Origin of the sequence: Streptomyces spinoverrucosus (genome assembly GCF_006539505.1) — a bacterium.
Classification (GTDB): domain Bacteria; phylum Actinomycetota; class Actinomycetes; order Streptomycetales; family Streptomycetaceae; genus Streptomyces; species Streptomyces spinoverrucosus.
The window spans coordinates 56,729-70,776 of the sequence record NZ_BJND01000037.1 but is presented as its reverse complement, the minus strand read 5'-3'; the positions used below and the strand labels follow the sequence as shown (position 1 = coordinate 70,776).

Here is a 14,048-nt window from a genome sequence, read left to right as displayed (position 1 = left end):
GATGTCGCAGATGCCCCAGCTGTCCGCCTGCCCGAGCTGCGAGGAGCCGCTCGAGTCGGGTGACCGTTTCTGCGGTGCGTGCGGATACGACCTGTCCGCCGTACCGCCACGGCCGGACGACAGCCCGACCCTCACCATGAACGGCGCGGGGGCCGGGCAGGCCGCCCCGCCCGCCGGCTGGCCCGGCGCGGGCGGCGCCGACCCGGGCGGTTCCGGCGCGCTCCCAGCAGTGCATCCGCCGGCAGACCCGCCCGGCACGAACGCGGGCAGCGCCCCCTTGCCCCCGCAGGGCACGGACTCGGGCGGCTTCCCCGTGCCCCCGCAGGGCACGGACTCGGGCAGCTTCCCCACGCCCCCGCCCGGCACGGACATGAGTGGCTCCCCCCTGCCCCCGCCCGGCACGGACATGAGTGGCTCCCCCCTGCCCCCCGCCCCGGCCCACCCGGCCACCGGCGTCCGCTTCGACCGCCGCCCGGAGCCCGAGGAGTACCCCCTCCAGGCCCCGGACCCGCGCGTCGCCGCCGACCTCGCCGCGCAGCCGGACCCCGCCACGGTGTGCGTGGCCTGCCGCGCGGGCCGTGTCGACCACGACGGCTACTGCGAGAACTGCGGGCACGCCCAGCCGCGCGAACGCGACCACATGGAGCAGGAGTCCGGCCCCGTGGCCGCCGTCAGCGACCGGGGCCTGCGCCACCACCGCAACGAGGACGCCTTCGGCATCGGCCGCACCGCCCTGCCCGACGGCTCCTGCGCGCTGGTCGCGATCGTCTGCGACGGAGTCTCCTCGGCGACCCGCCCGGACGACGCCTCCCTCGCCGCCTCCCGCGCGGCCAGCGAGTCGCTGCTGACGGCCCTGCCGCTCGGCACGCACCCGCAGCAGGCCATGCACGACGCGATCGTCGCCGCCTCCAACGCGGTCAACGCCCTCGCCCAGGAACCCGCCACGGCCCGCGAGCACCAGCCGCACCAGAACGCCCCCGCCTGCACGCTGGTCGGCGCCGTGGTCACCCCGGACCTGCTGGTGGTGGGCTGGGTCGGCGACAGCCGCGTCTACTGGGTCCCGGTGGACCGCGGCGCACCGGCCGCCCGGCTCACCGAGGACGACTCCTGGGCCGCCCAGATGGTCGCCGCCGGCCTGATGAACGAGGCCGAGGCCTACGCCGACGAGCGCGCCCACGCGATCACCGGCTGGCTCGGCGCGGACGCCTACGAACTGGAGCCGCACACGGCTTCCTTCAAGCCGGACCGGCCGGGTGCAGTGGTGGTGTGCACGGACGGCCTGTGGAACTACGCGGAGGCGGCCGAGGAGATGGCCGGCGTCCTCCCGCCGGATGCCGCCCTACGTCCGCTGCACGGCGCCCGCGTCCTGGTCGGTCACGCCCTGGACGGCGGGGGCCACGACAACGTAACAGTGGCCGTCCTGCCGTTCCCGGCCCCGCCGCAGGGGGCAGGATCGGCCTGAGGCCGCGTACGGGAAGGCCCTGGGAAGGCCGGCGGACCGGAGGGGACCGGTCCGCATTCCGTTCATCGCTCCACCTTTCCGTGGGGCGTTCAAGGGGGATTTGAGAACGTATGGCCAATTTCTCGAAGTCGAATGTGCCGCAGTTCTCGGTGGACGTGTACCAGAACGAGTACCTCCCGGAGGGCGGCCGGGAGGTCAACGCGATCGTCACGGTGACCGCGACCGGCGGCGGCACGATCGGAAGCGCGGTCACGGCACCCCACCTCTACTCGCCGGGGCAGGGCCCGTCCGCGGCCGTGGCGATCATGGTCGACTGCTCGGGTTCGATGGACTACCCGCCGACCAAGATGCGCAACGCCCGGGATGCCACGGCCGCCGCGATCGACATCCTGCGCGACGGCGTTCACTTCGCGGTGATCGGCGGCACGCATGTCGCCAAGGAGGTCTACCCCGGCGGCGGCCGCCTCGCCGTCGCCGACGCCACCACCCGCGACCAGGCCAAGCAGGCGCTGCGCAAGCTCAGCGCCGGCGGCGGTACGGCGATCGGGACCTGGCTGCGGCTCGCCGACCGCCTGCTGTCCTCGGCGGACGTGGCGATCCGGCACGGCATCCTGCTCACCGACGGCCGCAACGAGCACGAGTCGCCGCAGGACCTCAAGCGGACGCTCGACGAGTGCGCCGGACGTTTCACCTGTGACGCCCGGGGCGTGGGCACCGACTGGGAAGTGAAAGAAGTCACAGGCATCGCCTCCGCGCTGCTCGGCACCGCCGACATCGTCGCCGATCCGGCCGGTCTCGCCGCCGACTTCACACAGTTGATGGAGACGGCGATGGGCAAAGAGGTCGCGGACGTCGCCCTGCGGCTGTGGACCCCCGTCGACACGACGATCAAGTTCGTCAAGCAAGTCGCGCCCACCGTCGAGGACTTGACCACCCGACGCACCGAGGCGGGCCCGCGCGCCGGGGACTACCCCACTGGTTCCTGGGGAGACGAGTCCCGCGACTACCACGTGTGCGTCGAGGTCCCGGCCGCGAACATCGGCCAGGAGATGCTCGCCGCCCGCGTCTCCCTGGTGATCCCGCAGCCCGACGGCACCGCCCAGAACCTCGGCGCCCAAGGCCTGGTACGGGCCGTGTGGACCGACGACATGGCCGCCTCGACGTCGATCAACCCCCAGGTCGCCCACTACACCGGCCAGGCCGAACTGGCACAAGTCATCCAACAGGGTCTGGACCTGCGCAAATCCGGAGACATCGATGGAGCAACGGCCAAACTGGGCCGGGCCGTTCAGCTCGCCGGCGCCTCAGGAAACGCGGATACTGCGAAACTCCTTGCGAAGGTGGTGGACGTGGTCGATGCCGCGACAGGTACTGTGCGACTGAAGGCGAAGGTCGCGGAGGCCGACGAGATGACTCTCGAAACCCGGTCGACAAAGACTGTTCGTGTAAAGAAGTGAACTGAAACAAAGCGAGCCCGACCCCCTGGGGTTGGAGAAATCCGGTCGAAACGGCCGGAAAAGGAGAGGGGGAAGCGCCGACATGCCGACCTGCCCGAACGGACACCAGTCGGGTTCCGACGACTGGTGCGAGGTCTGCGGTCACCGCATGGCGGGTGCCGTACCTCCACCCCCTCCGCCTCCGCCCCCGCCGGGCGGCGGCTACGGCTTCCCACCGCCGTCCGGCGGGCCGAACACCGGCCAGCCCGGCGGACGCCCGCACCCGTCCGCCGTACCGGACGCGGCGCCCGAGCTCTGCCCGCAGTGCCGTACGCCCCGGGAGGGTGCCGCGCCGTTCTGCGAGGAGTGCCGGTGGAACTTCCTCACCAACACCGCGACCTCGTACACCCCGGCTGCCCCGCGCCCGCCGGCCCCGCAGTTCCAGCGGCCGTCCGGTCCGCCGCCGTCGTTCGGGGGCGGGGACTCGTACGAGTACCAGAGCTCGCGTCCGTCCCAGATGAACCGTCCGGCCGAGCCGATCCCACCGTTCGGGGGCGAGGCTCCCGGCGCGCCGTCGGGGGCGCCCGGTCCCGGTGGGGGCTTCGGCGGGGAGCGGCCGGGGGCCGGTGGGCCTTCTGGGGCTCCGGGGGCTTCCGGGCCTTCTGGGTTCGGTGGCGAGCGGCCTGGTCCTTCCGGTCCTTCGGCCTTTGGTGAGCGTCCTGGTGGTCCTGCTCCTTCCGGTCCTTCGGCGTTCGGCGAGCGGCCCGGGGGTCCTGGTCCGGCCGGTCCTTCGAGCTTCGGTGAGCGTCCTGGGGGGCCTGGTCCTTCCGGCCCTTCGAGCTTCGGCGAGCGCCCGGGGAGTCCTGGTCCTTCCGGCCCTTCGAGCTTCGGCGAGCGCCCCGGGGCTCCCGGCCCCTCCGGTCCGTCGGGCTTCGGTGAGCGACCCGGTCCTTCCGGCCCGCCCGGTTTCGGGGGTGAGCGGTCCGGTCCGCCCGGTCATCCCGGATTCGGTGGTGACCCCTCGCGTCCGGTTCCGCCGCCGAACGCCGGGCCCGGTGGCCACGGCGGTCCCGGTGGCCCCGGAGGCCCTGGTACGGCCGGCGGTCCCTCCGGTCCCGGTACGCACCCTGGCGCCCCGCAGGCCTTCCAGCCGTCCGGTCCGGGCGCCCCGCCCGCCCCGCCCGCGTTCCCACAGGAGACGGGTCGGCCGCAGCCGGGTGGCCCGTCCTTCGGCGGCGACGACTGGGTGCTCTCCCCGCCGTCGTCCACGGGTCCCGGCGGCCCGGGTGGCCCCGGTCAGCCCGGTGGCTACGGCTATCCGCACCCCGGCGCCCAGTCCGCGCCGCCGCCCGGTCCCGCCGCCCCGCAGCGCCCGGCGACCTGGACGGCGACCATCGGTCCGGACCGCGAGTACTTCATGGCGATGATGCAGCGCTCCGGCCCCGAGGCGGCGGGCCTGAACCTGCCCGCGTACTCCCCGGAACAGCAGCGCACGCTCACCGGCAACCAGGTCACGATCGGCCGCCGCCGGCACTCCACCGGCGACACCCCCGACATCGACCTGTCGGTGCCGCCGGAGGACCCGGGCGTCTCCCACCAGCACGCGGTGCTGGTGCAGCAGCCGGACGGCAGCTGGGCGATCGTCGACCAGAACTCGACGAACGGCACCACGGTGAACGGCTCGGAGGACCCGATCCAGCCCTTCGTGCCGGTGCAGCTGCAGCACGGCGACCGGGTGCACGTGGGCGCCTGGACGACGATCACGATCCGCCGGGGCTGAGACGGTTCAGGCGGACCCGCGGGTCGGGCGGCTCGGCCGATCAGGCGGGGAGGGGCCAGGCGTACGGCCCCTCCGGATCGTCCAGCCACGCCCACTCGCGTCCGCCGCCGACGGTGATGCCGTACCGCTCCCGCCCGGGCCTGCCCTCGCGCTCCCACAGCGCGTACGCCTCCTGCGGATCGAGGCTGCCCCGGGTGAGGGCGAGCAGGAACCGGAACAGTTCGTGTTCCCGCCCCCGGCGCGGCACCGCGCCCAGCGCCACCGGCTCCGACTCGGGCCGCCCGGTGCCGCGCAGCGGGACGAAGTACGCGGGCGTGTGCAGGAATTGCCCTTCGGCGTATCCCGCGTCCCGCACGGTCAGCGCTACCAGCCCGGTGGCGAACGGCGTCAGGATCCGGCCGCCGGGACGGCACTGGGCCAGCCATGCGGGCGGGATCGACCCGAGAGTGCAGGTCGCGATGATCCGGTCGAAGGGGGCGCGCTCCGGCACCCCGCGCGTCCCGTCCCCGGTGACCACGACCGGGTGGTACCCGGCGGCCTCCAGATGCCGGCGTGCCGACTCGGTGATCTCCGGCTCCAGATCGACGGTGGTGACGAGGTCGTCGTCGCCGAGCCGGTGCGCGAGCAGTGCCGCGTTGTAACCGGTGCCCGCGCCGATCTCCAGCACCCGGTTGCCGTCCTCCACCCGCAACTCGGTCAGCATCATCGCCATCAGCGACGGCTGGCTGCTGGAGGAGAGCAGTTCGCCGTCGCGCAGCCGGGTGGCCAGCGGGGTGTCGGCATAGGCACCGCGCACCCAGCGTTCGCGCGCCTCCGGGTCGGGGCTCTCGCCCCAGCGCCGCTCGTAGCCGCCCAGGACGCCCACGTAGTAGTACGGCACGAAGAGGTGCCGAGGGACCGCCGCGAACGCCTCCCGCCACACCGGGTCCGCGGCCCACGCCCCGCTCTCGTCGATCTCCCGCACCATCGCGGCCCGCGCCGAGGCGGCGACGGCCTCCAGGTCCTTGTCGAGTGCATGCGCGCCCATATGTCCACTGTGCTGCGCTTCACAGTGCGAGGCGAGTACCCGGGCCGCCCGGCCGCGTGGTCCTAGGGCCTGTTGCCAAAGTGCCGGGCGTCGCGGGGCAGGCGGGACTTTCGCAACAGGTCCTAAGCCTTGAGTCCTGGTCCGTCGCGTCTGAGACCATGGATGCGTGAATGAGATTCGGCGCGGCACGCTTCAGGAGCAGACCTTCTACGAGCAGGTCGGCGGGGAGGAGACCTTCCGCCGCCTGGTCCACCGTTTCTACGAGGGCGTCGCCCAGGACCCGATCCTGCGGCCGATGTACCCCGAGGAGGACCTGGGCCCCGCCGAGGAGCGCCTCGTCCTCTTCCTGATCCAGTACTGGGGCGGCCCGACCACGTACAGCGAGAACCGCGGCCACCCTCGCCTGCGCATGCGCCACGCCCCGTTCACCGTCGACCGGGCCGCGCACGACGCGTGGCTGAAGCACATGCGGGACGCCGTCGACGAACTGGGCCTGTCCGAGGAACACGAGCGCACGCTGTGGAACTACCTGACGTACGCGGCGGCCTCGATGGTGAACACGCCGGGCTGAGGCCCGCCACGCCGGTGACGGGCGTCAGCGCACGCTGACGCCCAGCGTCCCCAGTCCTCCGCGGCGCACGGCGATCGATCCGTACGGCGTGCGCAGCCGCAGCCAGGCACCCGACGAGAACAGCCCCAGCTCCTCCGCCTCCCCGGCCCCGACGGTCGGCCGCAGGAACCCCAGGGACTGCGCCGCGTGCACGGCCCGCACCGGAAGGTGGGTGTCCCCGACGGTCCGGGACCAGATCTCGCGCCCGATCCGGTCGAGTTCGGCGCGCGTACGGCCCTCCGGAGGCAGCTCCTCCGTACGGGACCGGAATTCCACCACCGCGGCCGCGACCATCCCCCGCAGGGTGTCCGCCCCCGGCAGTCCCCGCTCCGGCCTCCAGCCGCCACGCGGCGGGAGCACCCCCGCCCACGGTGGCCCGGTCACCGCTTCCGGAACACCCGCCGTGGCCGCCTTCTCGTCCACGGACTCCAGCAGCTCACCGGCGGAGACGGTCACGTCGAGGGTGACGTCCAGCCCGTTCTCGTACGGCTTGGCCAGCCGTACCGCCCGGATCGCCAGCACCTCGAAGGACGGCGGTCGGCCGAAGACGGCGAGTGCGGTGCCCGCGGCCTGCAGACGCACCGCCGCTGAACGGTCGTAGTGGAGCAGCCGGGAGAGGAAGGCCGCGAGGTCCGCCGCCTCCCCCTCGTCGGCGAGGTGGAGCACCGTCATGCGGCGACGGCCTCCTCCTTGTCGTCGTCCAGGTACTCCTGGAGGAACTCCCGTTCCTCTTCGGTGAGCCGACGCGGTCGCCCCGCCTCGAAGTCGAACGGCACTATCACCGTCGAGGCCCGGACGTAGATCTGGTCGCCGTCCTTCACCTCGTAAGTGAGGGTGAAGGAGGCGGCCCTGATCTGCGTGACCCACAGCTCGATGTCCACGGGCGTGTGCCGGTGGACGAGCTGCCGCTTGTAGTCGATCTCATGGCGTGCCACCACGGACCCCTGCTTGAAGTTCTTGTCCGGGCGGAACAGGAAGTTGACACGGGCTTCCTCCAGGTAGCGGAGGAACACCACGTTGTTGACGTGGCCGTACGCGTCCATGTCCGCCCAGCGCAGTGGGCAGCGGTAGATGTGCCGCAAGAGATCAGCCCCGGGTCAGCTTCTTGTAAGTGGCGCGGTGCGGACGGGCGGCGTCCGGCCCCAGCCGCTCGATCTTGTTCTTCTCGTACGACTCGAAGTTGCCCTCGAACCAGAACCACTTGGACTCACCCTCGTAGGCGAGGATGTGCGTGGCGACACGGTCGAGGAACCACCGGTCGTGGGAGACGACGACGGCGCAGCCGGGGAACTCCAGCAGCGCGTTCTCCAGGGAGGAGAGCGTCTCCACGTCCAGGTCGTTGGTCGGCTCGTCGAGAAGCAGCAGGTTGCCGCCCTGCTTGAGGGTGAGCGCCAGGTTGAGGCGGTTGCGCTCACCGCCGGAGAGCACACCGGCCGGCTTCTGCTGGTCGGGGCCCTTGAATCCGAAGGCGGAGACGTACGCCCGCGAGGGCATCTCCACCTGCCCGACGTTGATGTAGTCCAGCTCGTCGCTCACGACGGCCCAGAGGGTCTTCTTCGGGTCGATGTTCTCGCGGCTCTGGTCGACGTACGAGATCTTGACGGTGTCGCCGACCTTGATCGTGCCGGAGTCGGGCTGCTCAAGACCCTGGATCATCTTGAACAGGGTGGTCTTACCGGCGCCGTTCGGACCGATGACACCCACGATCCCGTTACGCGGCAAAGTGAACGAAAGATCATCGATGAGAACCTTCTCGCCGAAGGCCTTGCTGAGGTTGTTGATCTCGACGACGACGTTGCCGAGCCGCGGCCCCGGCGGGATCTGGATCTCCTCGAAGTCCAGCTTCCGCATCTTCTCGGCCTCGGCGGCCATCTCCTCGTAGCGGGCCAGACGCGCCTTGGACTTGGCCTGCCGCCCCTTGGCGTTGGAGCGAACCCACTCCAACTCCTCCTTGAGCCGCTTCTGCCGCTTGGCGTCCTTCTGCCCCTCGACCTTGAGCCGGGCGGCCTTGGTCTCCAGGTACATGGAGTAGTTGCCCTCGTAGCCGTGCAGGCGGCCCCGGTCGACCTCGCAGATCCACCCCGCGACGTTGTCGAGGAAGTACCGGTCGTGGGTGACGGCCACGACGGTGCCCGGGTACTTGGCCAGGTGCTGCTCCAGCCAGTTCACGGACTCGGCGTCGAGGTGGTTGGTGGGCTCGTCGAGGAGCAGCAGGTCCGGCTGCTCCAGCAGCAGCTTGCAGAGCGCGACGCGGCGGCGCTCACCACCGGAGAGGTTGGTGACGGGCCAGTCGCCGGGCGGGCAGCCGAGGGCGTCCATGGCCTGCTCCAGCTGAGCGTCGAGGTCCCACGCGTTCGCATGGTCGAGCTCCTCCTGCAGCTTGCCCATCTCGTCGAGCAGCGCGTCGGAGTAGTCGGTGGCCATCAGCTCGGCGATCTCGTTGAACCGGTCGAGCTTGCCCTTGATCTCGGCGACGCCCTCCTGGACGTTCTCCAGGACCGTCTTCTCCTCGTTCAGCGGCGGCTCCTGGAGCAGGATGCCGACGCTGTACCCGGGCGACAGGAACGCGTCACCGTTCGACGGCTGCTCAAGACCGGCCATGATCTTGAGGACGGTGGACTTACCGGCGCCGTTCGGACCGACGACGCCGATCTTGGCACCCGGAAGGAAGTTCAGGGTGACGTCGTCGAGAATCACCTTGTCGCCGTGCGCCTTGCGCGCCTTGCGCATGGTGTAAATGAACTCAGCCAAGAGAAACCGTCCGGCAGCTTGAAATCTGGCAGTGGGCAGATACACCCCATCTTGCCGCATCGCCGGCCACCGGCGGAAACCGCCTGGTGGCCGCGTGGGGCCGTCGTGGGCAGCGAGTGACCGGGCGGACACTCGCTGTTGAGGTGCTTCAGGCGCTACGACTTCTTCTTGCGGACCACGACCAGTGCCGCGCCGCCGATCACCACCAGGCCGATCGCCACGCCCGCGATCGCCGGGGTCGTGTCGGAGCTGCCGGTGGCGGCGAGGTTGACGTCGGCGGAGGTGCTGCCGACCGTGGCCGGGCTCGGCTGGGTGAGGATCTGGGTGGACGCACCTGCCTCGGAGGCCGCGTCGGCCTGGGTGCGGCAGTCGAGGACGCCGGTGAAGCGCTTCTCGTAGCCGCCGGGGCCGGTGATCGTGAAGTCGTAGGCCTGGTCCTCCTGGAGCGGGATGGTCACCGTGCGGGTCTCGCCGGCCGCGATGGTGTGCTCGGCGCCCATCAGCTCGAAGGTGAACGCCTCGTCGCCCTGGTTGACCGCGGTGATGTCCACGCCGCCCTCGGCGCAGTTCTCCGCCGCGGACAGCGCGGGTATCGCGCCCGTCTCCGCCCAGGTCGCGCTCGCCGTCGCCGTGACCGTGGACTCGCTGGAGCCGGCCAGGATCTGCGTCTGGCTTCTGGTCTCGGAGGCGAAGGCGCGGCCGACCGGCACGGTGGTCGACGCCTGCACGGTCAGCTCGGCCGAGCCGTCCGTGGTGTCCGCCGGTACCTCGAAGAACAGCTGGCTGCCGTCCTGCGCGGTGGTGATGTCCTTGCCGTTCTTGCCGACGATCCGCACCCCGCTCGTCGCGGCGTCGGCCGGTGGGGTCACTGTGACGCTGTCCGCGTTGGTGTGCACGGTCACCGGGCCGAGGAGCCCACCAGGGTGGCCGGAGAGCGCGGGCGGGTCGAGGGTCAGCGACGCCTCGGGTTCCGCCACGTCACGGGCGCTCTTCTCCAGGTAGTCCGCGAGCTTCTCGGCCTCGGGGTCGACGGCGTCGACGTCCACCCCGTCCGAGTAGCGCCAGATGGCCACCTGCGTACCGGCCGCCGCGTCCTGCTCACTGAGGCCGCCCCGCACCCCCGCCTTCTTCGCCAGCGAGGCCAGGTCGTTCACCTGCGGGTAGGAGTTCTGCAGGATCCAGCGGATGCGGCCGGCGTCCTTGTTGGCGCCCAGGGAGGTGCCGCTCCAGGGCGTCTCGTGGTACTTGGCGTCCTTCTGCGTGGGGTTGTGGATGTCCACGCAGTACGTCTGCAGCATGCCGCCGCCCTCGACGGACATCTCGAACAGGCCCGCCGAGATCTCCAGGTCGCCCTCGGCGGAGTGCACCACCGCCGCGCCGTACGTCCTCAGGCCGCCTATGGTGGCGGTCGCTCCGCCCTGGGTGTGTGCCGGAGCGGTGTCGGCGGCGGCAGGGCCGGCCGTCACCAGGGCACCGCTGACGGCGAGCCCGGACGCCAGCGTCACTGCGGCGAGGCGGGCCGCCCCTCGCCCGCACACGGACAGTGCGGAGAACGAAGAAAACACAGAATTCCCCTTCGAGCAGGACCCGTTGACGTGGGGGGTACGGTCCCACCAGCAGAATCTCAAGCCACGAGAGCCACGTTCGGCATCCTAAGGATGCGGGCGTACCAGGCTTCCCAGTGATCCCGTCGGACCGGAGATCCGACTCGGAATCGTTATCGCCGAGACCCCCTACGAACAGGGCTTATCGACAAATCCACCGAGGTTGTTCGGTAACGCATGCGCCGATAAGCCGCAGTTCGGTCAGAGATGTCTGAGGTCCAGTTCGGTGCGGTGTCCGACGTCACGTCACCGCCGCTACCTCCGGCTGCTGTTGGGACTCCGTATCAGCCGTGTCGTCCGCGGACTCGCCGGCCGGCGTCTCCCACACCGGCTCGGGCTGCTGCGGTGAACCGGCCACCGCCGTCTCGCCCTTCGCGTTCCCGCGCCGGAACGCCGAGGTGCCCCGCGCCAGATCGTGGCCGATCGCCACGGCGTCGATATCGGCCGAGGTCCAGCTCTGCCCCTCGCGCACATCCGTCCGCACCTTCAACCGGCCCTGCACGATGACGGGATCGCCCACCCCAAGGGAGGCCGCCGCGTTGGTGGCGAGCTGTCGGTTGGCCCACACCGTGAAGAAGTTGGTGTGCCCGTCCGTCCACACGTTCTTCTCCCGGTCCCAGTACCGGGCGGTCACCGCCAGCCGGAACCGTGCCGACGGCCCGGCCGCCAACTCCCGGTAGACCGGCTGCGTCGCCACGTTGCCCACGGCACACACCATCGTCTCGTTCATGTCCTCGTACCCCTCCCCCGCCCGGCCGCTCGCACCGGGCGGACACGCCTACGGGCCCGTCCCGTACGGCTGCGTCTGCCGGCGACGGCCGCGATCGTCCGCGTACCGCCACCGCCGTGACGACCGCGTCCGTCGCGATCGCCGCGAAGCCAGACTGCCTCCGCCGGGCCGAGCCCGCTGAGCGCTGTGGACGGCCCTGGAGCTGTGGAAAACTCCGCCACCCGTTCGAGGGACAACCTCCGAGGTCAACCGGACAACAGGCCGACAAGTCGGCCGCCCCACCCCCTACCTCACCCCCACCCCCGTCCCCAGCACCCGCCCGTACTGCTCCCGAACCTCCCGGTACCGCAGCAGCTCAGCCGCCACGGGATCGAGCACCCGCGCCCGCCCGCACCCGGCCGCCGCCTCCCGCAGTCGCCGTTCCGCCTCCAGCCCGTACCGCCGGGCCGGCCCCCGCGCCGCCAGCTTGCAGCTCCATTCCACGAGCGGACCGCCGACGATGCCGGACACCATCAGCAGCACCGGCACCCCGAGGTTCGGCGCCATGACCCCGACGATCTGCCCGACCAGCCACAGCCCGCCCACGATCTGGAGGATCGTCATGGCCGCCTGCACCAGCACGGCCGCCGGCCACCAGCCCGGTCGCGGCGGCCGTCCCGGCGGCAACCCGGCCCGCGCGGTCAGCACGTCGAGCGCCTCGGGCAACCCGTGGGCCCCGCGTGCGGCCGCCTCCCGCACCGCCTGCGCCCACGGCGCGGGCAGCCCGGCCGAGGCCCGGTCGGCCACCGTACGCACCGCCTGTTCGACCTTCTGCCGTGCGGTGGCCTGCTCGTCCGCCTGCGTGCGCAAGGTCAGCCGTCCCGTGGGAGGTTCACTCCGGTCCTGGTACCACCGCCACAGCCGCAGCCAGGGCGTCCCGCACGCGCGGTTGGCGTTGCGCAGCCAGGCCCGTTCGGCCGCCTCACCGGCGGCGGTGGCGCCCACGGCGTCCGCCAGCCGCGCGGAGAACTCGTCGCGCGCCTGCTCACTGAGCCCCGTGCGCCGCCGGGTGGCGTAGACCGGCCACAGCCGCCCCGCGGCGGCATCGAGATCGGCGGAGATACGGCGGGCCGCGGCGCCCCGCTCCGCCACGAACTCGCCGAGCGCCTCCCGCAAATCCCCGATCCCCTCCCCGGTGAGCGCGGACAGCGCGAGCACGGTCGCGCCCGGTTCGCCGTACTCCCCCAGGGCGACCCCGTCCTCGTCGAGCAGCCGCCGCAGATCGTCGAGCACCTGGTCGGCCGCCTCCCCGGGGAGCCGGTCGACCTGGTTGAGGACGACGAACATCACCTCCGCGTGCCCGGCCATGGGCCGCAGATAGCGCTCATGGAGCACTGCGTCGGCGTACTTCTCCGGATCCACCACCCAGATGATCGCGTCCACGAGGTCCAGCACCCGCTCGGCCTGTTCGCGATGCTGTACGGCGGCGGAGTCGAGGTCGGGCAGGTCCACCAGGACCAGCCCACGCAGCTGCGCCTCCGCCTCCGGGCTCTGCAACGGGCGCCGGCGCAGCCGCCCGGGGATGCCGAGCCGGTCGATGAGGCTCGCCGCGCCATCGCTCCAGCTGCATGCGATGGGCGCGGCCGTGGTGGGCCGACGTACTCCCGTCTCCGAAATGGCCACCCCGGCGAGCGCGTTGAACAGCTGCGACTTGCCGCTACCGGTCGCGCCCGCGATGGCGACCACGGTGTGCTGCCCGGAGAGCTTGCGCCGCGCCGCCGCCTCGTCCAGCACCCGGCCCGCCTCGGCGAGCGTCCTGCTGTCAAGCCGGGTGCGCGACAGCCCCACCAGCTCGCGCATCGCGTCCAGCCGCGACCGCAACGGGCCGTCGTACGCCAGCGGCGTCACGGTCCGCGACCCACTCGGCCTGGTCTTCACTACGGCGACCTGCTCGCCACCGTTCGCCTCGGTCACCCGGCGCGCGATCAGCCCGTCGTCCCAGGTGTCCTCGGACTCCTTGCGACGGGAGGGGACTTCGGGGCGGGGGCCATCCTCGCGACGCGAGCCCGGTTGCTCCCCCGTCCCGGATGCCCCGGACTCCCCCGCCCCCGACTCCACCGCCTTGCGCAACGCCTTCCAGGGACGCCTAAAGGCGCCACTTCCCCAATCCACCCTCCTAGGGAGGTCTTTTCGGGCGTCGGAGGCGTCCTTTTCCGAGTCGCCGTCCCCGATGGAACCCGTTGATCCGTTTCCGGAATCGACACTCTCCTCTGAGGGACCCTTTTCGGAATCGTCCCCCCTGGGGGAATCCTTTCCGGAATCCTCCCCATTGGGGCCGCTTTCGGAATCGCTCTCCATGGGGTCCCGATCCGCAGCGTCAGACCCCTCGGCAGTACGACTTTCATCAGTGCGATCTTCAGGAGTACGTCCCTCGGAGTCATCGCCCTCAGGGTCAGGCTCCTCCGCGCGCTCAACCTCGTGTGCATCCTCACGCGCGTCCTCGGCGGCCGCCACCTCCGGTGCTTCCGACCCTTCCGGCTCTTTCAGCTCTTGAGGCTCTTGCGTCTCTTGCGGCTTTTGCGGCTCTTCTGTCCTGTCCGGCCCTTGTGGCCCTGGTAGCCCTTCATGCACCTGAGGCATCTCCAGTTGCTGGGGATCGGCGTGTTCCG

11 protein-coding genes are annotated in these 14,048 nt (G+C 71.6%); 4 read left to right on the top strand and 7 right to left on the bottom strand.

Going from position 1 to position 14,048, the window contains the following annotated elements; genetic code table 11:
* Position 1: 1 nt before the first annotated feature.
* The 3 genes from SSP24_RS24475 to SSP24_RS24465 all read left to right on the top strand — a co-directional run bounded on the left by SSP24_RS24475 (position 2) and on the right by SSP24_RS24465 (position 4,678).
* Positions 2-1,462, top strand: coding sequence for a PP2C family protein-serine/threonine phosphatase (locus SSP24_RS24475; protein WP_141311844.1), 1,461 nt, complete (start codon positions 2-4; stop codon positions 1,460-1,462).
* Between the two features lie 110 nt (positions 1,463-1,572).
* Positions 1,573-2,919 carry a vWA domain-containing protein gene (locus tag SSP24_RS24470; protein WP_141311843.1) on the top strand — a complete coding sequence of 449 codons (1,347 nt, stop codon included), beginning with the start codon at positions 1,573-1,575 and terminating at the stop codon, positions 2,917-2,919.
* A gap of 82 nt (positions 2,920-3,001) precedes the next feature.
* The gene (locus tag SSP24_RS24465; protein WP_141311842.1) at positions 3,002-4,678 is read left to right on the top strand and encodes an FHA domain-containing protein; all 1,677 of its coding nucleotides are present in this window, start codon (positions 3,002-3,004) and stop codon (positions 4,676-4,678) included.
* A gap of 40 nt (positions 4,679-4,718) precedes the next feature.
* On the opposite strand, the gene SSP24_RS24460 is transcribed toward SSP24_RS24465, so the two are convergent.
* Positions 4,719-5,705, bottom strand: a complete 987-nt coding sequence (locus tag SSP24_RS24460; protein WP_141311841.1) for a methyltransferase domain-containing protein — start codon at positions 5,703-5,705, stop codon at positions 4,719-4,721.
* Positions 5,706-5,871: 166 nt separating this feature from the next.
* Here SSP24_RS24460 and SSP24_RS24455 point away from each other — a divergent pair, with 166 nt between their 5' ends.
* Positions 5,872-6,276, top strand: a complete 405-nt coding sequence (locus SSP24_RS24455) for a globin (RefSeq protein ID WP_141311840.1) — start codon at positions 5,872-5,874, stop codon at positions 6,274-6,276.
* A gap of 24 nt (positions 6,277-6,300) precedes the next feature.
* Here the strand turns inward: SSP24_RS24455 and SSP24_RS24450 are convergent, their stop codons facing one another.
* The 6 genes from SSP24_RS24450 to SSP24_RS24425 all read right to left on the bottom strand — a co-directional run bounded on the left by SSP24_RS24450 (position 6,301) and on the right by SSP24_RS24425 (position 14,019).
* Positions 6,301-6,987 carry a DUF8185 domain-containing protein gene (locus SSP24_RS24450; protein ID WP_141311839.1) on the bottom strand — a complete coding sequence of 229 codons (687 nt, stop codon included), beginning with the start codon at positions 6,985-6,987 and terminating at the stop codon, positions 6,301-6,303.
* Positions 6,984-7,397 (bottom strand): acyl-CoA thioesterase, encoded by a 414-nt coding sequence (locus SSP24_RS24445; protein ID WP_141311838.1) that lies wholly within the window; start codon positions 7,395-7,397, stop codon positions 6,984-6,986. The genes SSP24_RS24450 and SSP24_RS24445 overlap by 4 nt, the downstream gene beginning before the upstream one ends.
* Positions 7,398-7,401: 4 nt before the next feature.
* Positions 7,402-9,066 (bottom strand): energy-dependent translational throttle protein EttA, encoded by a 1,665-nt coding sequence (ettA, locus tag SSP24_RS24440; protein WP_141311837.1) that lies wholly within the window; start codon positions 9,064-9,066, stop codon positions 7,402-7,404.
* 155 nt (positions 9,067-9,221) lie between these two features.
* Complete coding sequence (locus SSP24_RS24435; protein WP_141311836.1) at positions 9,222-10,631, bottom strand: Cys-Gln thioester bond-forming surface protein; 1,410 nt, start codon at positions 10,629-10,631, stop codon at positions 9,222-9,224.
* Positions 10,632-10,911: 280 nt separating this feature from the next.
* Positions 10,912-11,400: a single-stranded DNA-binding protein gene (locus tag SSP24_RS24430; RefSeq protein WP_141311835.1), complete on the bottom strand. Its 489-nt coding sequence runs from the start codon at positions 11,398-11,400 to the stop codon at positions 10,912-10,914.
* Positions 11,401-11,685: 285 nt separating this feature from the next.
* Complete coding sequence (locus SSP24_RS24425; protein WP_444546203.1) at positions 11,686-14,019, bottom strand: YfjP family GTPase; 2,334 nt, start codon at positions 14,017-14,019, stop codon at positions 11,686-11,688.
* Positions 14,020-14,048: the final 29 nt, after the last annotated feature.

Coding starts and splice junctions, on each gene's coding strand:
- SSP24_RS24475 (WP_141311844.1), top strand. CDS start 2: ATGTCGCAGATGCCCCAGCTGTCCGCCTGCCCGAGCTGCGAGGAGCCG.
- SSP24_RS24470 (WP_141311843.1), top strand. CDS start 1,573: ATGGCCAATTTCTCGAAGTCGAATGTGCCGCAGTTCTCGGTGGACGTG.
- SSP24_RS24465 (WP_141311842.1), top strand. CDS start 3,002: ATGCCGACCTGCCCGAACGGACACCAGTCGGGTTCCGACGACTGGTGC.
- SSP24_RS24460 (WP_141311841.1), bottom strand. CDS start 5,705: ATGGGCGCGCATGCACTCGACAAGGACCTGGAGGCCGTCGCCGCCTCG.
- SSP24_RS24450 (WP_141311839.1), bottom strand. CDS start 6,987: ATGACGGTGCTCCACCTCGCCGACGAGGGGGAGGCGGCGGACCTCGCG.
- SSP24_RS24430 (WP_141311835.1), bottom strand. CDS start 11,400: ATGAACGAGACGATGGTGTGTGCCGTGGGCAACGTGGCGACGCAGCCG.
- SSP24_RS24425 (WP_444546203.1), bottom strand. CDS start 14,019: ATGCCTCAGGTGCATGAAGGGCTACCAGGGCCACAAGGGCCGGACAGG.